The sequence below is a fragment of the Algivirga pacifica genome (assembly GCF_039543525.1).
GTDB classification, from domain to species: Bacteria; Bacteroidota; Bacteroidia; order Cytophagales; family Flammeovirgaceae; genus Algivirga; species Algivirga pacifica.
This window is the reverse complement of sequence record NZ_BAABJX010000065.1, coordinates 62508-89090: the sequence shown is the minus strand read 5'-3', so window position 1 is coordinate 89090 and position 26583 is coordinate 62508. Positions and strand designations below refer to the sequence as shown.

10 protein-coding genes are annotated in these 26583 nt (G+C 37.7%); 9 read left to right on the top strand and 1 reads right to left on the bottom strand.

Translation table 11 applies throughout. The features are described from left to right. The first annotated feature begins 1 nt into the window (after position 1). The 5 genes from ABD985_RS20235 (at position 2) to ABD985_RS20215 (ending at position 14748) form a co-directional block, all read left to right on the top strand. Positions 2-835, top strand: a complete 834-nt coding sequence (locus ABD985_RS20235; RefSeq protein ID WP_345374993.1) for a hypothetical protein — start codon at positions 2-4, stop codon at positions 833-835. Then, positions 832-2388, top strand: coding sequence for a hypothetical protein (locus ABD985_RS20230; RefSeq protein WP_345374992.1), 1557 nt, complete (start codon positions 832-834; stop codon positions 2386-2388). Before ABD985_RS20235 ends, ABD985_RS20230 begins: the two co-directional genes overlap by 4 nt. Before the next feature lie 416 nt (positions 2389-2804). Beyond that, entirely contained in the window at positions 2805-4415 is a 1611-nt protein-coding gene (locus ABD985_RS20225; RefSeq protein WP_345374991.1) for a hypothetical protein, read from the top strand. 2 nt (positions 4416-4417) lie between these two features. After that, entirely contained in the window at positions 4418-14101 is a 9684-nt protein-coding gene (locus ABD985_RS20220; protein ID WP_345374989.1) for a hypothetical protein, read from the top strand. Positions 14102-14304: 203 nt separating this feature from the next. Continuing rightward, the gene (locus ABD985_RS20215; protein ID WP_345374987.1) at positions 14305-14748 is read left to right on the top strand and encodes a TIGR02594 family protein; all 444 of its coding nucleotides are present in this window, start codon (positions 14305-14307) and stop codon (positions 14746-14748) included. 630 nt (positions 14749-15378) lie between these two features. On the opposite strand, the gene ABD985_RS20210 is transcribed toward ABD985_RS20215, so the two are convergent. After that, complete coding sequence (locus tag ABD985_RS20210; RefSeq protein ID WP_345374984.1) at positions 15379-16479, bottom strand: Fic family protein; 1101 nt, start codon at positions 16477-16479, stop codon at positions 15379-15381. 491 nt (positions 16480-16970) lie between these two features. Here ABD985_RS20210 and ABD985_RS20205 point away from each other — a divergent pair, with 491 nt between their 5' ends. The 4 genes from ABD985_RS20205 (at position 16971) to ABD985_RS20190 (ending at position 26552) form a co-directional block, all read left to right on the top strand. Beyond that, on the top strand, positions 16971-17963 hold the full coding sequence (locus tag ABD985_RS20205; RefSeq protein ID WP_345374982.1) for a PDDEXK nuclease domain-containing protein: 993 nt from the start codon (positions 16971-16973) through the stop codon (positions 17961-17963). A 1032-nt stretch (positions 17964-18995) separates the two neighbouring features. Then, positions 18996-20102 carry a Fic family protein gene (locus tag ABD985_RS20200; RefSeq protein ID WP_345374980.1) on the top strand — a complete coding sequence of 369 codons (1107 nt, stop codon included), beginning with the start codon at positions 18996-18998 and terminating at the stop codon, positions 20100-20102. A 46-nt stretch (positions 20103-20148) separates the two neighbouring features. Continuing rightward, positions 20149-20829, top strand: a complete 681-nt coding sequence (locus ABD985_RS20195) for a hypothetical protein (RefSeq protein ID WP_345374978.1) — start codon at positions 20149-20151, stop codon at positions 20827-20829. 176 nt (positions 20830-21005) lie between these two features. Next, positions 21006-26552, top strand: a complete 5547-nt coding sequence (locus ABD985_RS20190) for an MG2 domain-containing protein (RefSeq protein ID WP_345374976.1) — start codon at positions 21006-21008, stop codon at positions 26550-26552. Positions 26553-26583 lie beyond the last annotated feature (31 nt).

The window sequence follows — 26583 nt, the reverse complement described above, 5'->3', positions numbered from 1 at the left end:
GATGAGTATAAAGCAGATCAATATAAGGGAGCTTCCAAAGAGGCTACAAGCTCGATGGACGAAGGCTAAGAAGGTAAAGGACGAAACTGAATTGGAAATCATTCAGGCAATTGTAGAAGAGAAATATCCTAAAGCCTTGCAAAACGGTCCGACGAAGGGACGGAAAACGGTCCGAAAACCATCCGGAGGTTCACCGAAAGTGACCGCATTGGGGACACTTTTCCATCCAATTAATGCCATCCAACAAAACGAGGATACTTTGATCAAGCTACCGGGAGCTATTGGTCAGTTTATTCGTGCCGTGGAGCGCAACGAGTATGCCTTGGTGTTACGTGGAGATCGGGGAGCCGGGAAAACACGCTTTCTTTTCCAGCTGATCAATGCTTTTGGCAGTGTGCATGGAGTAAATAAGATAGGATTATTTTCACTAGAGATTGCGGAGAATTCCCATGTGATAACCCAAATGCGAAACGAATACATCGTACCTCATTATCAGTCCAAGGTATTTATAGCCGGAAAAGCCACAAGTATTGAAACAATAAGCCAAGCCGCTGCCCAGTTTGATGTGGTGGCCATTGATAGTTTTAACAAGATTCCAGGCATTCGGCAGGAGGACTTTGACAAATTAAGGAAGGCCTATCCGAACACCTTCTTTTTGGTCATTTTCCAAAGTACGACAGCAGGTACAGCCCGCGGAGGGATTATGAGTGAATACGATGCTCAGGCAGTCATCCATATCAAGAAGGGAGGCATTGCCATCATGGAGAAAAATCGTTACGCCTCAGGGGAAGAGGTCCAGTATGATGTATTTAACCAGAAAATTATTGAGGAATGAAAGTCGTAGAGATACCTAATAAACAATCAGGACAGGCATATGCTGCAGAAGAGTTCAATGCCATAAAGAATCAGGTTCTCAATAATGTGAACGGGTCCATTATTGTCAACAATGTACGTTATACCAAACTCATCTACGTCGTCAATGGAATGAACAATGACTTGGTACCCGAAAATGCTACTTACGCTACATTTGGCTATGACTTCTGGAGTCAGTATTGGTACGGAACCTTACGATCCAACAAACAGGAACGTTTCCTCTTTGTCTTTTTGCCGGGAGAATACAAGTTTTCTCGAAAAGGTCAGTCCGTTTATTCCATGGTATTACTCTTACGTCCTCGTATGGATGTGTATCTATGCGAAGGGGCAATTCTGGATGCCAGGGAAAATGTACAGAGCTTTTTCCTAATGTATAACAACTCAACTTACCTGCCAGATGATGAGCATGGAGAAACCTTCCACGTTCACGGCAACGGCGAGATCTATTCTGCCATGAATGAGGATAACATTGGGGCCATCCATATCATGCACAAAATGCATGTCCATATTCATGGAGCCAAAGTATTAGGAGGTGGCATTGGGAATCATGAACATACCGCCAGTGGGTTTATTAATAAGTTTACTGTGGAAAATGTAGAGGATTATATAGGTGTGATTCCGTCCTTATGGCATGATCATACCCTGGTCTTCCGAAATGTACATTTCACAACCGGCTTTAAGTCTGCTTTCCGAGAGTTTGTGAGGAACACCTTCTACTTTGAGAATTGCGTATTTACCAATCCAGCCTCTTTGGAAGCGGTAAGGATTAAGTTCGGCTATGAAGAAGAAGACTGGTATGCAGACCTCAGTGACCTTAATGCCTCCGGTTACTTGCGGGATACTGCTAGAGATCAAATTCTGATTGATAATACGCCAGAGCAGATTGCCATTCATGAATCTTGGTCGGCCAACCTGCATTCTGTGTCAGCCGTAGAATTCCAATTCGAAGGATACTATACCGTACAGTCCCCTTACATTATTCAAATGGTGAACTGTACCATCAACCAAGAGTTCAACGGTGGTTTCGGTATCAAAATACTTGGCAATCCGAACTACAAGGATCTGGGTATGAACTATAACGATTTTCACCTGATCTTTGATAATGTGCATATCGATGTACAGCCTGATCAATATTCTACCGCATTGGTCTTGAAAGGCAAAACACCTCAACAAATCAAGGACGTCACGGACTGGGTGATTAAGTCTTCTAATTGTAGTGCTAATGGTCCTGAATATCGAGTAACCACTGCTAATCATTATCCGTTTTGGAATACGGTAGAATCTCATCAACCTTTATTCCCTCAACTACACCAAGAAACGAGCTACAAAGTGTTTGCCTTGGAAGGGTTTGGAGAGACCTCTACAGCTGATGCTACTGGGGCAGACTTCTCTACTCTGAAACAAATGGAAGTGGTACCAAAGGCTTACTTTGGAGTGTTTCTGGATGCGCTGGAGAGCAGAGGAGTGATTGATGCGGTGAAGAAGGGGGAGTTGAAGGGGGATTTGGGACTCTAGATGTAAGGTTTATGTGATGATGTTATTGATATAGAGGTTGAAATTAATAGTTATACATATTTATTGTGGTTTTAAGTAATATGATGATAGCATTTAGTAAAGTACTAAATGCGACAATATTCCTATTTTAGGATTCTTATTTATTTGGATATTGTAGTTCAATTTTTCAATTGAGAGGCATTGGGATGCTTTTAGGTTCTTCGTCTGGCACTACAATTTAGAACATCAGCCTTACGACTGATACACGACCTAATTGATACTATCATTGTTGTGGTCATATTTGAGATTATTCAAAGGGTCTGAAATATGTTTTGTTTTTTCAGACTTTAATATAACAAAACGAATCAGGATGAACTTCTTGAATCAAAATATTCAATGAGTGTAAAGCTCAGTAATTTAATTAGATATTTTCATTTATGAAAAGCAAGACCCTATTGTCCTTAGTTTTTGTATTATTTATTTGTCCTGTATTGAACGCTCAAAAATTTAAGATAAAAAAATTGGACAAGTTTGGAGAATACCTTTTCGCACCGGGAACAAAACTAAAGATTAAAAAGAATAAAGTGAAGAAGATGTACCGTTATCACTACTTTTATGTCACGGGGATCAATTCTAATTACTTCACTTCGAAGCGAAAAGTTGAGCAATGCGCATACTTTACAATGGCTTACTCAATAGAAGATATTGGTTTTAAAGAAGAAATTAAATGGTTGGAGAGTAGCAGTGTAGTAAATGAGCTACAGGAAGATTCTAAGGAGTTAATAAATCTTAAGAGTGCTCGAAAAAAAAGATTTAAAATTAGCAAATTAGGATTAATATCCCCCGAGTTATTGCTTAGTGAGACAGATGAAACAGAATTTGATTTGAGTTACCTTGAGCCGAAGGTGATAAACGAATACTGCAAAGTTAAATATTACAAAGCAGGTTTTCTTCTGCAAATAGATTTTCAGAAACTATTATTTGGTTCTAAGCACGATCAACAGGCAAACCAACTCGCTTTTGATAGTTATAAGAAAGAAATTGAAGATCTTTTAAATAGAAGTGGAGAAATTGAATCTGATAAAATTAACCTACTGAAAGCTGAATTCGAAATATATAAAAATAAAAATCTAATTAATACACTCGTATTAGATGATTCAATAGGTCTTTCTAATGTGAATGACCGTTTCTTTTACATTGCGAGAACACTATTATCGGAGTTTTCACAATATGGTGTGGTAAACAGTACAATCTGGCCAAAAGGATTGGCTCAGGATATTGTCGAACACGTGATGGGTAGTATCCCGACGCCCAGTTCAGAATTACTTACACGGTATGTATGTAAAATTAACAACGAGGGCTCTACGGTTTTACTGAACCCGAGGATGACACTTAAAATAGACAACGTAGAAATAAGGGAAGAAGAAAATGAGTTACACCACTTTTCGCTTATAGGAACGACAACTATTCCCTTGTATCGTAATGAATATGGGTATTATGAGCCAATACCATTTCTGAAGATCCAATATTCAAATACCAGAATTTCTAATAATACAATTTCTAGCAATGATGTTTTACAATCTTCAACCGGAGATATTCAATTAACCAAAGGAACGTGGAGTGCACCGTATATTTTTTTACATCAAAAGAATTTTAAGCAAAATGTAGTTAGCGCTGACGCTTCAAGTCCTAAATTGGAATGTATGGGATTGAAGAACCTCAGTAATCCTTTCTGTTGTACTTCGAACATGTTTCACTATGTTTCAGCTAAACAGGAGTTTTGGGATGGAAAGATGGAGACACTCATAGGTGAAAACTACTGTTCGTCTTTTGGAGCAAGAAATTTAGTTGTACCACTGATCACAGTGTATGTGAATGACACAGAAAGACAGATTCCTTTAAATACTTCTTTTAAGCAATTAATTAATACAAAAACAAATCGATCCAAAGTGAAGATATTTCGACTCTGGTATGGTCGTTATAAAAGAATATGTCTGAAAAATACTAAAAACCTTTTATTACTCCCAGAAGATAAAATCACATTCTAGATATGAAACTTGACCAATCCCCCGATTTCCCAAATATTTATTTAGTGAGTGATGGTGGCATTTTAGTTTACTCGGATATCACAAAATCAAACAAATTTGATTTTTCAACGGCTTTTACTACGGGTGATAATAATTATTTTACTCTAGTCTTCTATCAAAATAAATCTGTAACGATCACTGAGGATATTGTAACAGATCTTCGTAACCGGCATAGAGATAATAACGAAATTATATGGGTAGATAACCTTGGTATTTCGAGGCTTGATTTAGTTGGTATTACATTTAAAGGCAATAAAGTAATTGATTTTGGGGTTGGAATAGGAAATCACACCCACACGCTTCTTGTAGATGGAAGTTTGGCTAGGGAACTAACAATTGGTTACAATGCAGATAAAGAAGCATTAGAGTTTTTAGCTAATGAGGGAAATATTGTTGTAACTGATTTAGTAGAGATGCGGAACGAATTTGACCAATGTTTTATCCCACTTACTCATGATAAGTTGTTTTCTGAATCACATAAAAAGAATTATGGAAGAGGCTCTATCTGCTTTGGGTTTTCGCTCAAAAGTAATGAGAGTGAGCAGTTGGAACACACAAATAATGCATTAATATTTCAACCAAAAACGGCTCTTATTGAATCCAAGGGTAATAGAAAAAAGATATGTAGTTATACTTATTTGGACAATCAATCACTTTGGGATGGTACCTGTTGTAAAATGAGTGTTTACCCTATCCAGAGTGTGGAGAATTCACTTCCTGCACAGTTTTCATCGTACCTCCTTATGAATTGTCCTACAGGAACAAGAACCGATTTTGTAGATGAAATGGGTATACAGTATACAATGGACGAGCCTCATGCATTGATGAGTCGTTTGACGTTCATAAATACTAAGAAAAGTAAATCGAGAAGGGATTTTTTCTTTTCCCCATTAGAAGGAGAGCAATTGAAGATCTCTACGGCTAACGGAAAGTATATGCTATTAGGGAATTCTGGAACGGAGCGAGTAGATGCTTGTATACTTGAATTTCGAGACTATACAAAGGTATTGTTCGATGAAAATGATACCGATTTAGGAAAAGATCACGAAGGTTCATTGACATCTGTGCTGGTGCTTAGTAATGCTGTAAAGCACTACCTTGATGCAGAGCATGCGCCCTATTTTCGAAATTTATCAACAAAAGAAAATTCGCTTGAAAACGAAGGTAAAGTCGAATCTGAATATGCTCCTATTCAAATAGGGAGGTTAGGACTGCGTGATGTAGGAGATCAAGAGTATATTGTTCCATTAATACCAACTCTTGCTTTTCGTAGAAATAAATCCTTAGAGGAAATTGAAAATCTTTTGGTAAGAAAGCGTTTAGACACTTCTAATTTTTTTGGTTTTGTTCCGAAAAGTGATGATTCTACTGTAATTACTCCTCAAGGCTTCACGAAAGTAGCAAATCGTTTGGATTTTATTAAGACAGATGATAATCAAGGATTAGAGAGTGCAACAAAGACCCGGTTCACAATCAAGAACATCGACACGGATTTCAGTATTTCGATTGCCCGAGAAGATGTATTTTTCGTGACTACTCCGAAATTATTGAAGCAGGCCAATAATTTCATTGTCAATTTTGATATTTTCTTCGATGTACAAGGTTTTGGAGTAGATCTCAATCTTGGAAATGTAAAGGATGAAGATCTGGTCGACGATAATCGTATTATTATATTTAAGTACAGTCGTCATACATTAGATTATTTAATAAACGATACCTCTAAATGGTCTAATTACGGCAGTTTCGGAGCTTCTAATAAACTGATTGACTTGAATAAAATTCAGGAGGTTGTACAGAATGAGTTTGACAAGTTTGATAAAAAGTATAAAGAGGAAAACACTAAAGAGGATTATCGTTATATACAAGATGAGATCAGACACAACCGAGGGTGGAATGGAGTTCTTATTCTAAATATACCTATAGAAAATAGCTCACTATTGCCAACTGAATTCGATGGATTATTATCTTCACAACACCTAAAACAAGATGATAATAAGATTAATGATGGAAAATTGAAGTTGGAGACCCCACTTCGATTTGAATATGTGGCTATCCCTGTCAATAAGACCTACGTAAACAACGGAAAAATTGACATTGAATCAACTGTATTTTATGGATTGATAGATTATGATGTTGTCGGTACATGGGATGACCGAGGGCTAGACTTTGATGAGGTCAATAAATTTTTTCGTCGTAGTGGAGATATTAGCTATCGTTTTGCATTGTCTAAACTTTTAATTCGATTTGAAAATTCGGAGTTTCGAAATTTCATTTCATATGCTTTTGTGAAAGTTCATAATTTATTTGAAGACGATGTGACTTTTGAGGGCGTTGAATTGAGTAATGCAAGTAAGCTCCTGCCAAATGTAGATCCAGAAAGAAAAATAAAGAATCTTTTTCGTTTGGATGGGAGTATACAAACAGACAGCTACGGTCGCAATATATTTCGATTCAACTTGGATACTGGTATAAAGGTGGAATTTGGAAAAAATGACATTATCGAGACTCTTGTATTGACCAAAGCAAGCTTCGCAAATGTTGAAGGAGCTTCTGATGTTTATCGTTTCGACCTCGATGCTAATGTTCAGTTTTCGAAAAATATTGGTAATATGAAAGATCTTTTACATATCGAAAGTCTATTGTTGAAAAACATAGGATTAAAATTCGATAAAAAGGATGTGTTACCAGATATTAAATTCGATGAGTCGAAATTACAGTTTTTTCCAAAGATTAAGTTCAATGGAAAAGGACTACTTGGAAGTTTTCCAATTAAATTCAATCGATTTCAGGTATTCCAAATTGATAAAACAGGTTTACTGGATTATGATTTCTCATCAGTTTACAGTAAGGAATTACATGGCTCATCTATGTGGTCGATGGTATTTGACTTTGATTTAGGTACATTGGGCGATTTGGCTGCCTTTAAAATGTTGAAAGGTGAGCTTCTTGTTGGGTGGACTAAAGATGGAGGATTAGAAGTTGGTTTTAAATTGAATGGGCCTAGTAAGAAAGGGGTTAATGTGGACTTTGGTCCCTTTCAATTGTCGATTGAGAGATTCGATCTTTGTACATTTGAAGCTCGAGAAGGGACATCTTATTTAATGCGCCTGGTTAACGCACGCATGAAAATATATACAACTGAATTACCTCCCAAAGATGCTTTTGATTTTAATGGGATCATTTATGCACAACCGCGTAAAAAATTGGCATGGTTCATTGCTGCAACGAAAAAAGGAACAGTGGAGGCTCCAGGAAACCTTGTATTGGGAGTAGGACAACGTGTCGGACCAAAAGTCGAGACTATGGATCGTACAGTGGAATCGTTGATTAATAAAGCATTGGATGTTTTTAGTACGAATCTAGACCCTTGCAGCACTGGAAATCCAGTAAATGATTTCTATGAACCTAAAAGAAATTGGTTTCTTGGCTCTAATGATTTTATTCCATCTGGATGGCGGAAGATATTTGATATGCAATTTGTTTTCAATGATCCAGACCTTTATGGTATACATTTAGAGCTCAAAAAAATTATAGATTTTGATATTCTTTATAAAAAACTATCAGATAAGCTAGGAGTATATTCATTGGAGTTTGAACTACCTCCGGAATTCAGAAATATTGAGGCTGGAGGGATTGCTTGGACACTTCCAAATTTAGGAGTAGATATATTCACTAATGGGGACTTTAAAATAGATATTGGTTACCCAAGGAAAAGTGGCGATTGGTCTCGTTCGTGTCTGATGCAGTTGCGTCCATTTGTTGGATGGGTAGGCTTTTACATTACACGGTTGAGAACTGCATCTTTAAGTCTATTTGGAAAGTATCAAAGTGAAGTTGAAGACTGCTTAATTCTTCAAACCGGAATGGCATTTAGAGTTGGATTAGGGGGGTATATAGATAAAGGAGTATTTTATGTTGGAGCCAGCATCAGCGTATATGGAATTTTAGAAGGAGCTTTTGCTTTCAAACCAGATGAGGGGGCGCTAGATCAGTTTCTTCCAGATCATTTTGCTCTCGCAGGACGAGTTGGTGCTATTGCTGAATTGGTCGGCTATATAAACTTTAGAATTACAAAAGTTTCTGTTCACGTGATTCTCCGTGTGGAATTTGGACTTACACTATATGTAATAAATGGTAAGCTTCAGGAGGTTCCAATGTATATAGAAGGGTCTGTGCGTGTTAGAGTCCGTTTTACGATTAGTTGCTTCAAAATTTTTAGAAAGAAAATTTGTATTCGAGTTACGCTTTCGTACCATAGTAGAGTTCGATTTAATTATATTCTTGGCAAAGGAGGTAATAACCTTTTGGCATTGCATGGAGAGCGACCGTTTACCATTGATTTAACACAGCCAGTATCTGTTAACATCACTGATATTCCAGTAATTTATATTCCTACGATTACTACAGTGGATGAAAGCCAGAGAGGTACAACCGAGTCTTACTTAATACATCAATTCGCTATCAATTTCTTCGGTTGTTGCTATAACGAAAAAACAGGAGCACTTGAGTATGCAGCAAAAAATGTATTGAAAGATCGTATCATTACCCCCATTTTCGAGGCAGTATTTACACATGCTCTAGGTGAAATGGAGGAAAAGGTAATGGACTACAAGCATTTGAGAGCTTACTTCCTAGAGGGACCACATGCTGATAATGTTGAATTTAAAATAAGGTATCGTCCGGTATTACTTTCTGGTTATGGTTCTAATCTAGATGAAAAGTTGCTTACTGACCACATGCTGTATGACTTTGATAATAATGAATTCAAAGCTTTCCAGAAATTGCTTGAAAATGACGAATGTACAGAGGATAGTGGAAAATGCCCGTTCCGACCAATTCCAATTCCAGTTTCACGTCACATGAGCGTTCGAAGAAAAGATCAATCAATACCTGAAAGTGATAGTTTTACATTACGTTGGGAAGGAATTTTAAATCTTGAGGGAGGTAATGAGAAGGAGTTTACTTATAAAGGCAATTATTCAGAATCGGATTTAGCCACACTCGATAAGCAATTTGATAAGTACTTCACACAATTCCTTGATCGATCGGATAATGGACCGAAATTAGCAGAAACCAAGTACGACCTTAATGAAGATCTAGTTATCGCAGAATATTTCAAGTTTATCGGATTGGTAACTCTCGAAACATATATGGAGTATCTGATAGAGCAGAAGATAGATGAAGATATTGAAAATCCAAAAATTCAGCTCAAGAAACTCCTTGAGGAAGATGGCGATTGGAAACTGAATAGTGACGAGCGATTGGGAGCAATTATTGGAAGGTTGAATTACTTTTACAATAGTGGATTGAGATTGACGGATGTTTTAGGAAATCCAGATGATACAAAATCTTATTTCGATCTGTTAGGGCAAACGCACAAAATTAACGGTATTGTAGATGGTCCTGAAGAAGATATAGATATAATTTTCACTAATAGTCATGGTAGCGTTTCACTGAAGGACGATGTTCTCGGGTTTGGAGCAGATAGTTTTAAGGAAGAGGTACACGATAAGATTAATTTGAATCTCGATAAATTGAAGGATACAGTATTGAAAAGTGAAATTTCTAATCCTTTTGAACTCGTACCCGTTGTATTGCCTGTATCTAATAGTACTATCAAAGTAGAAAGTACACGATATTTTGAGCTCCCCGTCCAGATACGAAATGATCAAAGTCGTAATAAAGCGTTCATCAATCTGAGGATTTCAGATAATGAAAATCGAAGCGTTATGAAGATTAGAGGTCAGGACATTAAATTAGATTATAGAGCAGTTGTTCAGGTTGAGCTTTCTGCAAGAGTTCAGACAGTTTCAGTAGATGGAGTGCAAAAGGTTAAATCACTGGAATTCGTAGATACAAGTATGGATGCTGTAAATCTTCTTCATAGAGTTCATACTTCTCAAGGGTTTGTGAAAAATATTCATTGTTACTTCAAGAAGGAAGAAAAAAATAAACCAACGGAATACATTGATCTTATTACGGGTTCGAATCAGAATGAGATTTACCTTGTGAAAACAAATCTATCTCCTAAAACACACCCTCCTGTAATTATGGATCAAGTGAATTTATTCACGAATAATGCGATTAATTACACTGCGAGTGTTTCGAATATTATTGATTTTGTTAGGATACTTTGGGAAGCAAGTGTTACGAATAATGGTGGTTATTTCCTTACAGATTTTAGTGAATCAGAAATATTCAATTCCGTTTTACTAGACGTAAAAGATCAGATCCAACTTGTTTTTTCATTTGAAGCTGCTCCAAATACGGAATTTATTTCGTATTCCAATTATATCAGGGTTGATGAAATGTCACTTGGTGATTCATCGCTGTTTGAGGCTTTAGATAAAGGTTCACATAGCCTTTTTACTGAGTTAATGGAAGTAGATTCTAAAACTCCTGTACTTGAATACCAGCCTACAATTCCATCTCATTGTTTTGCGTTACATGTAGAACGTCAAAATAACGAGTTTGAATCTGATAAGTTTGAACAATACCTTCCATTAGAGTACAGTGTTAGCAAAGCAAATGGGGAACCATTACTTTCAAGTGATGAGGTGTTACCAATAATGCCTCAGTCCCCGCAAAGCGCAGTTCCTGAAAAGAATGTGACTTTTGGAAGTGAATTACTCATTTACAAGCATGTGTCGCCAATTAGCGAGGTGAAATGTGATTCGCAACCATATCGTTATAAACATGTCGGTAAAAAGTTTAACGTCCAAGTGGGGTTACGAGATGTTTTTGGGTTCAGAGCAACGTCACTTGGAGAACCATTAACTTTGATTCATCGATATTTTGACAAGTTGGAGCCTGTAAGCTCCTGGCCATATATCAAACTGTCGTATTGGCTAGATAAAGTTAAAGATGGGAAATTAATTTGGAAGCTGAATATCAATGTGTTTGAGAAGGGTGGTAAGTATGAGAAAATTAATTTTGATGAAGCACTTAAGAAGCTTCTTTTAATACAGGATCAAATCAATGAGAAAGATTCGAAAGGTAATATATATCAACGTATACGTTTTTCAATGGAAGGATTTTCTGTTTCAGAAGATAAACTAAGAAGAGAAATGTGTAAAGCGGTTGATTACGCATTGGATCAGTTAGTTAAAAACAAAACAGAGCCGGAAGATTTTGGACTAGAGTTTGAAACCCCTGAAATTATGACTTTACGTACTGTATTGGCACCTTCGATCATGATTAGTCGAGAATCCGAATCCGAGAAGGATTTCTTTGTGCAAGTTCCAGATGCAGATAAGGTCTGGGGAGTGTCTGAAATTAAATCTACAAGATTTACAGTGCCATTAAGGGGAAAAGAAGAAGGTACAACTTGGAAAAATCTTGATGATATTCTTAGAAAAGAAAGTAAGGGACGATATACTATCGGGTTGAGTTCAGGGGAATCTAAGGTCGAAAATACGGAAAAGTTTGCATATATCATTGACACTAGCATGCTTACCTTCGAGGTTACAAATAAGCAACCATTGAGTCGTAAAAACTATTTTGGGTTGGTTCCATACAGTACGCAAAAGTGGAACGGGACATACAAAGGAAACATTATCGATGGCAAGATTGATCTTGATCAGGGATTACGATTAATTCTAGCAAAAATTGACCAGTTATTAACTCCGGAAGGTCTATCAGGGTTTAGACGGGAAGAGATCAAATCTCACATAGAAAAGCTTATACAGAGTAAAAAAATATTGGTTGAGGAAGAGCTTCATGGCAGAGTTGATAACATCGATAATCTGAATGCAAACGTTTCACCCGAAATGCAGGAAGAACTGAGGAAAATACTTCTGGAGAAGGCGAATTACTTCTATGAGTATGATGGAATGATAACTGTTGAATTGGAAAGTGATTACTTGAAAGAGCTTGAAGAATACCGTCTATTGGTTGGAATACCGCAAGTACCGGACTATAATTTGGTTTCCTCAAAACTTGATTGTAGAAATGGAGTACCGAGTTGGACGATTATGTTTGATCAGATCGGAAGTAGTAAATTCATTGAACTCGATTTTACTCCAAAGATCACACATCTCGAATTCGACATTGATAATATATCAGGAGAAAAAGATGTGGAAAAATCAACATGGATTCAATTGCTTCAACCAGTTGATCTTCCTAAAATTAATACGAATCACACTAATGATGATGAGGATAAATGGCCACGTATTTATCGTGAATTCCCACCAAATCCACACTTAAAGAAACATTACGCAAAGCAAGAGTTTGGAGATACAAATAAAGTTGTATGGAAGCGTGAGATTGGACAGTGGTCATATATTATGCACATAGATGATACAGAGTATGATGAAGGAACAGCAAGTCAATATTTCCCAGGAGATGTGTTGCGCATATATCTTTCGACAAGAGAGTCTGACCACATTTCACCATTAACGGATGTGCGTGATTTTGAAGGTTTTATAGCTTATTGGTCTATTAAGTTTTCGTCTAAACAGAAAAATATAAGTAATAATAAGGATTTCATTATTGACCTTTATAATGAACTTACCAAACCGAAACCAGAAGAACTGTATGAATCTAATACTGAGGGAAATCAATACTTTGAGTTAACAAAGAGCAATTCGGATAACTGGACTATAACTCACAAATGTTCCCCATTATTTGAAGTGTTCACAACGGTAGAAAGACTACCAGAAACGAATTTAAAGGTTCTGAAAGTTAAGGTAACAAGTAAAGACTTTAATGTTTTAGGAGAGCCCAAAAAATCCAAGATCCGATCCATAAGATCTGAAGCCGAAGCTTATCGTAATACAGCCGTAAAGAATAAAAGATTTCAGTATGTCACTAATCGCAGTGTATTTTCCACATGGGTTACGCCGCATATAACCTTTTTTAATTCGATACTTAATGAATCCCTTCATGAATCAGTATTCAAGTTGTTTGCCAGTCTTAATTTACCATATAAGGTAACTTCGAAATGGTTGATAGATACTCATGATCTGAACGTTGAACGAAATGCCAAGCTTCCTGTTATTCCAATTGAGCAAATGGAATTTGATGCTAGTAAAACTCATTCTGTAAAATATCAAGAGGAATTTCTATATGACAAGAAATTTGAAGTTTATGATAATGGATATCCTGTGCTAAGTATCACGCTATATGATCATAGTGAAGAGAAGAATAAAGTAGATAGGCCACTGTTAACGATTGCCACGATCTTTAGAAATAAAACGAAAGAGACGATTAGTTTTACAGATAACAATGGCCAAAAAGTTATCTTAGCATGTGAAAAGCATTGGGAAACTAATAAAGGTGATTGTAATGCATTTGTGAAAGCTGTAGCTAAAGAATTTGGAATAATCTTGACAGGTCAAGCAGACAATATTGTAGATCAGATCAAAGGACCTGCTTGGATAAAGCTTGGTAAAGATGGACTGAAGGCAAAGAAAAAAGCTGAAGAAGGTTGGCTAGTTATCGGTGCACTCAGGTCAGAGCAACATAATCCACCACGTGAACACGGACATGTTGTTGTAGTTGTTGAGGGCGCAGTTGCTCATGGTAAATATCCAAGGGCATATTGGGGATCATTAGGTGGTAAACCTCACCAAAACGAGACTATTAATTATTCATGGAGAAAGGCCGATAGGGATAACGTAATTTATGCCGCAATAAAAATTGATTAGAATAACTTGTATCAGTTAACTGAGCTTTCGCTCATTGAAAACTTTGTTTTAAAATATTCATTCTGGTACACTACCTAATCTTTTACTCTAAAAATAAAGCTATATTTGAGGTTTGATTCAAGCCGTTATGATCGAGTTTAACACTATGAAATTAATTGCTTGAAGACTTTCCTCAGAGTAATTACAATCTAAACCCAAACTTAATGACACTTTACGATTTAGCAACTCGACATGTAGGTATTAAAGAGGTACCTGGTATAGCATCTAATGAACTTATTTTGACGATGCTACAATTAGATAATAAATGGCCTGAAGGAGATCACGTTCCTTGGTGCTCCGCGTTTATTAATTATATAGCATGGGCGTTGAGATTACCACGTTCCAAGAGTTTAAGAGCTAGGTCATGGTTAAAAGTAGGTGTTCCTATTACATTAGAAAACGCTGAACCACAAAATGATATTGTGATTCTTACCAGAGGTAAAGGAGAGCAGCCTGGTCCAGACATAATTGATGCTCCAGGACATGTAGGCCTTTTTGCTGGTAGAGAAAATAATAAGATATATATCCTTGGAGGAAATCAATCTAATGAAGTAAACGTAAAAGCATATGACGTAGAAAGAATCTTAGGGATAAGAAGAATTAAATAATTCTTCTTGGCTTTTGTGTGCCGTACATTGTATTTGGTGGACTTGCAACAAAAAAATGGGGAATTAGTTAAGTTAGAGCGCTAAATTACTATTTAGAATTAATCTCCGTATTTATGAGAGGGTGAGATAGCTTATTTTCGATAATACCATGGAGTTGCTACACTTGAGTGGAGAATAGGCCAAGTTAATTGCTGTTCATCAATCAAAAAATCCACCCCCAAAAACTGTCCCAAAAGTGTCCCACTACATCTTGTAAAAGTCTAATTTTCACTACTTTCCGTTATACATGGTTAGTATGTGGTAAGATAAGGTCTCCTATGGGGGCCTTTTCTTTTTTACATAGTTGACTGACTATTAAGTGGTTGCAGTTGCACCTTTTTCAAAGGTAATTGGTTGGAAGGTGAAAATTTGAGTGAAAATGCTATGATGTGTCGCACGAATGTCTCACAAAACCTAAAAAAGTGTCCCACGAATGTCCCATAGGCTCCAATAAATCCTCGGATTATTTTATTAACGCTAAGGTTAAGTAAAAAGAATGACCATATTTTTTACGTAGGTATGGCCTTATTAAAATTTTTGAGGAAATATTTTAATAAGGCTATTGCGCTCAGCTTAGAAAAGGGTGTTAATTTACTCTACGAGTTTATAGTTTGTATTTTTTCCTTTCCCTTCATCTTTCTCCATGATCCCTTTTTGGATAAGGTCATTAATATCCCTTAGGGCCGTGTCTTGTGAGCATTTACAGATTTTTGCCCATTTACTTGTGTTGAGCTTACCAAAAAACGCTCCTTGTAATCTTAAGATCATTTTCCTTTGTCGCTCATTCAAAGCAGTATTTTGGTGTTTTTGCCAAAAATGGGCCTTCCGAATGACTCTTAATAATAGTATTTCACTTTGATGTAGTGTTTCCTGAAGACAAGTGAGGAACCATAGTATCCAGTTGGTGATATCCAGGCGACCTTTTTGAGTCTTTTCCAGTATCTCGTAATACTGTTTTCTTTCGTTTCTAATTTGTACTGACATGGAATAGAAACGCTGCTTGCTTTGATCGGCTCTGGACAATAAAAAGTCCGTGATAGCTCTTGTAATACGGCCGTTTCCATCATCAAAAGGATGAATAGTGATAAACCATAGATGCGCAACAGCTGCTTTAAGAATAGGATCTATTTTTTGATCATCGTTTACCCAATCTAGAAATTGTAACATTTCCTTTTCGATTGATTCTGACGAGGGAGCTTCAAAATGAACTTTTTCTTTTCCCATAGCACCAGAAACAACTTGCATGGGACCATCTTTATCGGTTCTCCATTGTGCAGTTTGAATCTTGTAAGGTCCACTATATCCCATAGGGAATAATGCATGATGCCAACCAAAAAGCCTTTCTTTGGTAAGTGGTTGATCATAGTTGGTCGTAGCATCAATCATCATTTCTACAATTCCATCAATATGTCTATCATTAGGAAGTAGCCCTGGTATATCCATGCCTAATCTTCTGGCAATAGAAGATCTGACCTGTTCAAGATCGAGTATATCTCCTTCAATTTCGTGCGACTTTACAATCTCCCCTGTAAGCATTTCCAGAGATGCTTCACTTCTCAAATCAAACCCAAGACTTTCCATTCGTCCAATAATCTTTCCTTGCTGATAACGAATAGCTGATAATAAGTCTATAATTTTCTCTTTGTCCCAGTGAAAGTCGGGCCAGTCTTTATGTTGGTATATGTATGGCATAGCATTAGTGTTTGCGGTAAATATAAGTGATATTCGCCGCAAATTATGCGGTGAATCAGCGTATTTTTCTCTGCAAACTATATTTTAATGTAAAAAATCCACCCCAAAAAACTGTCCCAAAAGTGTCCCACGACATCTTGTAAAAGTCTAATTTTCACTACTTTCCGTTATACATGGTTAGTATGTGGTAAGATAAGGTCTCCTATGGGGGCCTTTTCTTTTTTTATAAAGTTTTGATTTTCAGTTTATTGAGTTTATCGTCTAGTCTGTCAATTTTGTCAGTATTATCCTCAAATTCTTCTAGTAGATATAGGATAAGTGTACCAATATACCTTGTTATTTAAGTTATTTATCACACATTTATCAGCGTGGGACATAAAATTGAAGGGGTTAAAAGTATGATTTTTCAGCGGCTAAAATGCTCAAAATATTCTTATTGTTTATACTGAACATAGCGTATATCTTTGGAGTGAATTAATAATAGCAATACAATGGTTGAATATCATCATTTACTCTCGGATATCACAAATACTCTCAAAGAAGGGCAAAAACAAGCAGTTTCTCAGGTCAATCAAACATTAGTCGCTACTTATTGGAAAGTAGGTAAATACATTATTGATTTTGAGCAACACGGAATGCAACGTGCTGAATATGGAACCGAACTAATTAGCCAGTTAGCAAAAGATCTCAAAACTCATTTTGGTAGAGGTTTCAGTAAGAGCACTGTGTACAAAATACGACAGCTTTATCAGTGTTATCCAAATTTCCAGACACTGTCTGGAAAATTGAGTTGGTCTCATTATGCAGAGTTGTTGAGTATTTCTGATGATACTGCCAGGTCTTTCTATCTCAAGCAATGTGAATATGAGAACTGGAGTGTAAGGGAATTAAAACGTCAAAGAGATACAGGACTGTTTGAACGTATTGCCCTAAGTAAAAACAAACAAGAAGTTATTGAGATTTCAAAAAAAGGTCATTTACCTGCTCAGCCTAAAGATTTATTGAAAGATCCTTACGTTTTTGAGTTTCTGGATTTACCTAATAAAGAGGTTGTACTTGAAAAAGATATTGAGGCTGCGTTAACGGATAAGCTTGGACATTTTCTTCTAGAGCTAGGAAAAGGGTTTGCCTTTATTGGTAAGCAATATCGTATTACGATTGATAATACGCATTTCTATGTAGACTTGGTGTTCTATCACAGGATTTTAAAATGTTTTGTTCTGATTGATTTGAAAACGGGTAAAGTGAGTCACCAGGATATTGGACAGATGAACCTTTATCTCAATTATTTTCGAATGGAGGAAAACACAGAGGGAGACAATCCTCCAATAGGAATTGTTATGGGTGCAGATAAAAGTGATATTTTAGTAGAATACGCAACAGCAGGAATTGACAATCAACTTTTTGTCAGTAAATATCAATTGTATTTACCCGATAAAGAGGTACTGGAGGCAGAGTTATCTCATTTGTTGGGTAGAGATTGACAGAATGAATGTTACTAAAATGATCAAATTAATCGAAAATCCACCCCAAAAAACTGTCCCAAAAGTGTCCCATGACATCTTGTAAAAGTCTAATTTTCATTACTTTCCGTTATACATGGTTAGTGTGTGGTAAGATAAGGTCTCCTATGGGGGCCTTTTCTTTTGTTTTTAAAGTATTGATAATTAAGCTGTTGATTGAAGTTCTTTTTGTGCTTTAGAACAGTTTTCGAATAAATTTGGGAAGAAAAAAAGAATAGGTTCCACGAGTGTCCCACGCGAAGCAGAAAAGTGTCCCACAAATGTCTCATAGGATTTGATAAATCCTCGGATTATTTTATTAACGCCAAGGCTAAGTAAAAAAAATGGCCATATTTTTTACATAGGTATGGCCTTATTAAAATTTTTGAGGAAATATTTTAATAAGGAGCCTGTGTTCAGGTTGGAAAATATTCACCGCATAATTTGCGGCGAATAAGTGTATTTTTCTCCGCAAACTATAAGTTGATGCGTAAATCTCACGGAAAGACTATCCCTCAAATACCCTGTTAGGGCAGCAAGTATTAATGGAAAGTATACCCCTTTCCTTATTTTAATTACTTGTACCAAAATATATATTTTTGGTACAAGTTAGCTCTATGTAGGACAAAAGACACCATATTACCTTTTAGCTGAAGGATCAATAGTTTCTCTGGAGTTTTGTAATGATCTATGTATAGATTTTTGAGTTTTCTATACATAGATTGATAGGAGTGTATAAGTTTTGGCTAAATCTATAGATAGTGAAGCCATGAGAAGTGATTAGTACTATGGTAAATCCACCTGTGGAGGCCTTTTCTTTTTTACTGACTATCGGATTATACTCAAAAAGTAAACGAGGGTAAAATCCCATCAAAATTACCCTCGTTAAGGAGGAGAAGGTAATCATTACCTTCATTAGCTGTATTATGAACCGTATTGGTTTACTATAATCGCATATTTTGAGGTTATAACTTTGCTTCTTATTTTTATAATCTCAAATAATGCGATTATAAGATGATTCTGATAGAGAAGAACTTTATTTATAACCATCCGGACTGGCCTAACTTTACCTACGACCTGTCTTATTTAACCAATTTGGTAGTCCAGGTGGCAGAGAAGCAAGGGGAATTAAGGGGGCGTTTGAAAGATGTGCAAATTGAACTGACGAATGAGGTCATTACCCAAATTCTTTCAGAGGAATTATTAGCATCTTCGGAGATTGAAGGACAAATCTATGATCGGGAAAGTGCTCGACAGTCTATTGTCAAGGCGATGGGTTTTTCTAAGGTGAAGGGAAAGAGAAATACGGATGGTTATGCGGATGCATTGGCTGATGCGATTATCAACGCAAAAACAGCTTTGATGAAGGAACAACTTTTTCAGTGGCATATAGGACTTTTTCCTAATGCCTTGGATCATACTGGCAAGAAGATGTTGGTAGGACAATTTACCAATGAGCGAATGCTGATATCCAGTGGCGCATTAGGGCATGAGAAGGTACACTTTATGGCTCCCCCTCCTGAACGGGTGAATATGGAAATGAATATGTTTCTATTTTGGTTTAATAGTGAAAACAATATTCACCCTTTTATTAAGGCGGCTATTACGCATTTGTGGTTTGAGGTAATTCATCCCTTTCAGGATGGTAACGGGCGTATTGGTCGTATTCTGATTGATCGAGTTTTGGCAAAGCAGGAAGCTAGTTCATTACGGTTATTCAGTATTTCGGCATATTTGAAGAATCATCGTAGAGAGTATTATGAGCAACTGGAGAAGGCTTCGGTCGGTAACCTGGATATTACGAAGTGGGTGGAGTGGTTTTTAAAGTCCTGTGATCAGGCAATGGATTATGCTAATGAGTCTATCGATAAACTATTGTCCAAGGAGCGTTTCTGGAAGAAGTATGGAGGTCTGAAAATGAATGAAAGACAGTTATCTATGATCAAAAAGCTACTTTCAGAGGAGTTTTTGGGAGACCTGACCACCAAGAAATGGAGCAAAATGATGAAATGTTCCCTGGATACGGCGATTCGTGATATGGATGACTTGATGGAGCAGGGAATACTAAAAGAGATGACCGGTCATAAGCGTAACAGGAAGTTTGCCCTTTGTGAGGTTTGATGAACTAAGTTAATGGTGATAATGAATAAACTATAATTATTAGACGATGAACACGAATTCCCTTGAACTAAATAAAACTATAATTACGTCTGCTGATTTTGACGAACCGAGCATATATTGGCTAATTACTTTTTCAGTAATGCTGATAATCAGTATTCTGAGCATATTTCTGATAGATAATAAGGATTACGATGCGTTAATGATTTGTTTTTTTGTAGTTAGTTTCATTCCATTAATTATTTACTTTTTCCTCTATTTTGAATCAAATGAAATGAAGCAGATTCATGAAGTAATTGGAACACTTGACTACGATAACCATAGCATAAACATTGATGATAAAATAATTCTTCTTTCGGATATTAAGGAGATTAAACTTCACCATAATGATCACCCTGTTAATACCCTATCGTTACCTATAATCTCAAATTTAGTAATTGATAACCCTGATGGGTTTCCGTTGTTTAGAAGAGGAGAATACTTATTGGAAAAAACATATAGCAAACTTTCTATTTCAACAAATACGGATAAAAAATATGAAGTAGGGTTTTATATCGATACGATGGTGAAGGAAAAGATTTTATTGAACTTCATCGATTATTGTTATCTGAATGAAGTTCAATTCATAGAGTTCACCAACGGTAAAAGATCATACCGATTTAAAACTAATTTAAAGTATGACGAAATACAGGAGGTTAAGAAAAAGCATAGTTTGAAAAAATGGATATAGTTTCTTTCCGTTAGGCATCATTAGAATACGGTGAAAAAGACCTCTTGCAGAGACTATTTCTTTGTTGTTTAGGGTACTATTTGAGGAATATGATATCATTTTTAAAAGAAAATATTTAATTTATCCCCTGAACTAAAACTATTCTTTTTGAACTTAAAAAAACTAAACCTTCACGAATGAACCGCCTCTATACCCCTTTTTTCATTCTGCTTTCTTGTTGGGTGCTGAGTGCCTGTAAATACAGCGCATCCAACCAGAATGATACTTTTAGCAGTCCTAAAAGCTTGTTTGTTGATCAAATCAGTTCCTTTACCGCTGGAAAAGTTTCCATTGGAACTGATATTCGAATTAAACTAACAAAGAATATTTCCGATAGCATCAGAACGGTTGCCGTAGAAGATGTTTTTACTTTCTCACCAACGATTAAGGGAAAGGCAGCTTGGCAAGATGATCGTACTCTTGTATTTACTCCTTCTTCACCGCTGCAGAGCAATCATCAATACCATGTTCAGGCTAACCTTAAATCTATTTTTCCTGAGATTGATCCTGAGAGAAGCCAGTTCAAATTTACGTTTGAAACACTGGAGCAAAACTTCTCTTATGAGGTAATCGGATTGAAGGTATATGATCAAACAGATCTGACCCGTGTCAAGCTAGAAGGTATCATTGAAACGGCGGATATTACTCCCTTTGACAAGGTCAAGAAGATGCTTGAAGCTGAGCAGGAAGGAGAGGGTAGAGCGATTGATTGGAAAGTAGGGGGAAAAGCCAATACTTTTCATTTTACCGTAAATGATATTATAAGAGGTAAAGATGACTCTGAAGTGGAGCTTTCCTTTAATGGGGAAGCGATAGGGGTGGATAGAAGTACTGAATATGAAATTGATATTCCAACATTGGATACGTTTGAAGTGACTTCTACGCGTATCGTCAGAGGAAATGAGAATTATATATCGGTTTTATTTTCTGACCCGATTAATAACCGACAAAACCTAAATGGATTAGTAGCTTTCAATAGCACCTCCAAGAAACCACGAATAGTGGTTAATCTCAATGAGCTAAAAGTATATCCGACTCATAAAACTAAAACCCAGGAAGCATTAAAAATCTTTAAAGGGATTGAAAATACGGCAGGGTATAAACTAAAAGAAGACTATACGGCAGCACTGCAATTTGCTCAGATTAAACCGGCCGTTCGTTTGGTGAACAAGGACAACAAGGTCATCATGCCTAACTCCAAAGGATTGGTACTTCCTTTTGAAGCAGTAGGCCTAAAGGCGGTGGATGTTACCGTTATTCGTGTTTTTGAAAATAATATGCTGCAATACTTTCAGACCAATGCGCTGGGAGAATCGAAGCAGTTACGTAGAGTGGCAAAACCGGTTATCCGCAAAACCATTCCACTGAATACTACGGATGTCAATGACTTGAACGCCTGGAATCGATATACCCTTGATCTGGAAGATATCCTGACCACAGAGCAAGGAGCGTTGTATCAGGTAGAAATTGGGTTTAACAAAGCGAATTCTCTTTATTTCTGCGCTGCCAATGAAGCCATTGAAAGCTTGCCACAAGAAGAAGATAACTGGGACGCTGAGGAAGAAACCTCTTATTGGGATGATGTTGAATATTACTATAACCCAAACTATAACTGGCAGGAAAGGGATAATCCTTGTAGTGCCTCTTACTATGGCAGAAGACGCAGTGCAAGTAAAATGATCTTTGCCTCTGATTTGGGAATGATCGCCAAGCAAAGAGATGGAGGTAAAATGGCTGTTTTTGTGACAAACTTACTCAATACATCCCCCCTTTCCGGTGTAGAGGTGGAAGTGTATGATTATCAGCAGCAGCTTATCAATCGAGAAGCAACCGATGGTAATGGAAAAGCCATCATAGAACTCGATAGTAAACCATTCGTTGTCGTGGCTAAGAAAGATAATCAAACGGGTTACTTAAAGGTAGACGATGGTTCTGCTTTATCGCTTAGCAACTTTGACATCACAGGTACACAAGTTCAAAAAGGACTTAAAGGGTTTATCTATGGTGAGAGAGGAGTATGGCGCCCCGGAGATTTTATTCACTTGGGCTTTATGCTGGAAGATACGGAGGGAACACTGCCAGAAAACCACCCTGTGGTGATGGAACTATATAACCCTAGTAACCAACTCGTGTATAGAAAGGTGAATGAGGTATCGGTCGATCACCTGTACCGATTTGACTTTGAGACCCTGGAAGATGCACCTACAGGTTCTTGGCGTGCAGAAGCCAAAGTAGGAGGGGCGGTGTTTTCCAAAACGATCAAAATAGAGACCATCAAACCGAATCGTCTAAAAATAGATTTGTCGTTTCCAAAAGAAACGTTTACCGCCAAAGATCGTGCGATCTCTGGAAACCTAAATGTACGATGGTTAAGTGGTGCCAAGGCAAACAATCTAAAAGCAGAATATGATCTGCTGTTGCGCCCAATGAAAACGACATTCAAGGGGTATGCTAATGTGAGTTTTGACGATGAATCCAAGTCTTTCTCCAGCGATAGAAATCAGGTGTTTGAAGGACGTGTAGACAACGAAGGAAAGGCTAAAATAAATATCAATTTAGGAGGCGTCTCTAAAGCCCCTGGAGCATTAATGGTAAACCTTTATGGTAAAGTGTATGAGGAAGGTGGTGAGTTTAGTATTGGGAATACTTCGGTGCCTTTTTATCCTTATACCTCCTTTGTAGGGGTTAAAGCACCGGAAGGAGATAGAAGAGGTATTCTGCTTACAGACCAGGATCATTCTGTTAGAGTGGTATCGGTTGACGCTGAAGGCAATCCGGTTGACCGAAACAACATTAGTGTAGAACTTTATAAACTGAACTGGAAATGGTGGTGGGATAATTCTTACGACAATATTAGTAATTACCTTTCACGCTCCTATAAATCCCCAATAGCAAAAGGAAAAATTGATACTAGAAACGGAGAAGGGAGCTGGAACCTTCGTGTCAATCATCCGGAATGGGGGAGGTACTACCTGAAAGTAGAAGACCCGGTATCGGGGCATTCTGCAGGACAAGTGGTCTATCTTGATTGGCCAGGATGGGCTGGAAAAGGAAAAAGAGGAGGATTGGATGGCGCGAGTATGCTGGACTTCGGTATTGAAAAAGAAGAGTATAAAGTAGGGGAGCAAATCACCCTGTCGATACCATCCACTCAAGGCAACCGTGTACTGGTCAGTCTGGAGACGGGAAGTGAACAGCTTCAAACATTTTGGGTAGAAACAGAAGAAGGGAATACAACGATTTCTTTTGAAGCTACGCCAGATATGGCGCCTAATATTTATGCGCATATCACGATGATTCAGCCGCATGAACAAACCATCAATGACCTGCCGATTCGACTTTACGGAGTACAGTCCATCAAAGTGATTGATCAGGAGACCGTACTAGAGCCAGTGATTAATATGCCCAAGGAACTTCGTCCGGAACAAACGTATACGGTAGAAGTATCCGAGAAATCGGGAAAAGCCATGGCGTATACCCTAGCCATTGTGGATGAGGGATTGCTGGACATCACCAACTATAAGACGCCTGAACCATGGAGTTCCTTCTATTCAAGAGAAGCCTTAGGAATCAAAACCTGGGATGTTTACGATGATGTGATGGGTGCTTTTTCTGGTAAATTGGAGCATTTACTGGCTATTGGTGGCGATGAGGAGATTGCACCAAAAGATCAAAATGAAACCAACCGCTTCAAGCCTGTCGTGGAGTTCCTTGGTCCGTTCAAGTTGGAGGCTGGAGATAAGATGGTACATACCATCAAGATGCCTCAATACATCGGTAGTGTAAAGACCATGGTGGTAGCAACAGGTAATAATGCTTTTGGTAGCTCCGATCTGGTTACTCCTGTAAAGCAGCCCCTGATGATCTCCGCAACCTTGCCAAGGGTGGCAGGACCTGGAGAAAGTATGAAACTACCGGTCAATGTATTTGCTCTGGAAGATAAGATTAAGGAGGTACAACTTTCTATTGAAACCAGTGGTGCGTTAGTTGCCAAAGGCGCAAAACAACAAAAGGTACGTTTTTATAATGCGGGAGATAAAGTGATTTTCTTTGACCTTGAAGCGAAAGAACTGCTTGGTCAAGGAACGGTGAAAGTGACCGCTAAAAGTGGTGGCATTACCGCTACCTATGATATCAATCTGGATATCATCCCTCGTAATCCAGGAATTACAGTGGTGTCTGATACGCTATTGGATAGTGATGCTAAATGGAGCTATGCTTATCAGCCGATCGGTATTGCCGGAGAAAATAAGGCTTATGTAGAGGTGAGTACCCTTCCTTCCTTGAATATAGAGCAACGATTGGGATACCTGATTCGATACCCTCACGGTTGTGTGGAGCAAACGACTTCTGCCGTTTTTGCGCAGCTGTACCTGGATAAGTTGATGGAATTAACCGATGAGCAAAAAAATGAGATTCAAACCAATGTTGATGCGGGAATCAGTCGCCTAAAAACGTTCCAACTTGGTAATGGAGGATTGTCTTACTGGCCTGGTCAGGAAGAGGCAAATCATTGGGGAACCAATTACGCAGGACACTTCCTGGTAGAAGCCAAGAAAGCAGGGTATGCCGTTCCTGAAGGAATGCTCTCTCAATGGATCAGCTACCAAAGCAATAAGGCTGAAAACTGGACGGCATCCAATGGGGACGGTGATCACGCATTAATTCAGGCTTATCGATTGTATACTTTGGCATTGGCAGAGCAGCCTGCACTAGGGGCTATGAATAGAATGAAGGAAGATCTATCGCTTAGTACTAATGCTAAATGGCGACTGGCACTCGCTTACGCGATTGCTGGTTATAAAGACCAGGCGGAAGTACTGATCGAAGGAGGGAATGAGCTAATTGCTTCTACCTCTGAGGATGCTTATCGTTATACTTATGGCTCAGAAACCAGAGATAAAGCCATGTTGCTGGAGACCCTGACTGTTTTGGATAAAAGGACGCATGCCTTTGAAGTGTTGATGAAGATTGCTTCCAATATGGCGAACAAAGCGCATTGGATGAGTACGCAGACGACAGCCTATAGTATGATAGCAATTGCCAAGTATGCCGCTGAAATAGGAATGGAGGGCGAAACCGATGTATTGGTGAATGTGGATGGAGAAGAAAAGGAGCTTAGCGGAAAAGAGTATCTCTACCAAACAAGTCTTCAAAAGGCTGATAAGAAGACTTCCATTACCTTGAGTAATGAAGGAGGTTCACCGGTCTTTGTACGTGTGATACGTTCTGGGACACCATTAACAGGAACAGAATCGTCAAGCAAAAAGAACTTGTCCATGGAGGTCACCTACGAAGATATGAGTGGCAATGTCCTGGATGTTACACAACTAAAGCAAGGTACCAGCTTTAAAGCGATTGTATCGGTGAAAAATCCAGGTGTTAATGGTCATTACAAGGATATGGCACTTACGCAAATATTCCCTTCGGGTTGGGAAATTATCAACACCCGTTTGGATGGTTCCATGGCATTGAGTACAACAGACTACATGGACATACGTGATGACCGAGTGATGCACTATTTTGACTTGAAGAAAAATGAAGTAGCCGAGTTTGAAGTATTACTGAATGCTTCTTATCAGGGGAAATATTATCTCCCTGCGGTGACTTCTGCAGCCATGTATGACAATACGATTTATGCGACTAAGGCAGGGCAATGGGTTACGGTTGTGCCTGAACAATAAATCTTATTGATTGGCATTACTAATTATAAAT

What these genes read in the sequence shown, in the direction of transcription:
- ABD985_RS20235 (WP_345374993.1), top strand. Translation starts at nt 2, where the DNA reads ATGAGTATAAAGCAGATCAATATAAGGGAGCTTCCAAAGAGGCTACAA.
- ABD985_RS20230 (WP_345374992.1), top strand. Translation starts at nt 832, where the DNA reads ATGAAAGTCGTAGAGATACCTAATAAACAATCAGGACAGGCATATGCT.
- ABD985_RS20225 (WP_345374991.1), top strand. Translation starts at nt 2,805, where the DNA reads ATGAAAAGCAAGACCCTATTGTCCTTAGTTTTTGTATTATTTATTTGT.
- ABD985_RS20220 (WP_345374989.1), top strand. Translation starts at nt 4,418, where the DNA reads ATGAAACTTGACCAATCCCCCGATTTCCCAAATATTTATTTAGTGAGT.
- ABD985_RS20215 (WP_345374987.1), top strand. Translation starts at nt 14,305, where the DNA reads ATGACACTTTACGATTTAGCAACTCGACATGTAGGTATTAAAGAGGTA.
- ABD985_RS20210 (WP_345374984.1), bottom strand. Translation starts at nt 16,479, where the DNA reads ATGCCATACATATACCAACATAAAGACTGGCCCGACTTTCACTGGGAC.
- ABD985_RS20205 (WP_345374982.1), top strand. Translation starts at nt 16,971, where the DNA reads ATGGTTGAATATCATCATTTACTCTCGGATATCACAAATACTCTCAAA.
- ABD985_RS20200 (WP_345374980.1), top strand. Translation starts at nt 18,996, where the DNA reads ATGATTCTGATAGAGAAGAACTTTATTTATAACCATCCGGACTGGCCT.
- ABD985_RS20195 (WP_345374978.1), top strand. Translation starts at nt 20,149, where the DNA reads ATGAACACGAATTCCCTTGAACTAAATAAAACTATAATTACGTCTGCT.
- ABD985_RS20190 (WP_345374976.1), top strand. Translation starts at nt 21,006, where the DNA reads ATGAACCGCCTCTATACCCCTTTTTTCATTCTGCTTTCTTGTTGGGTG.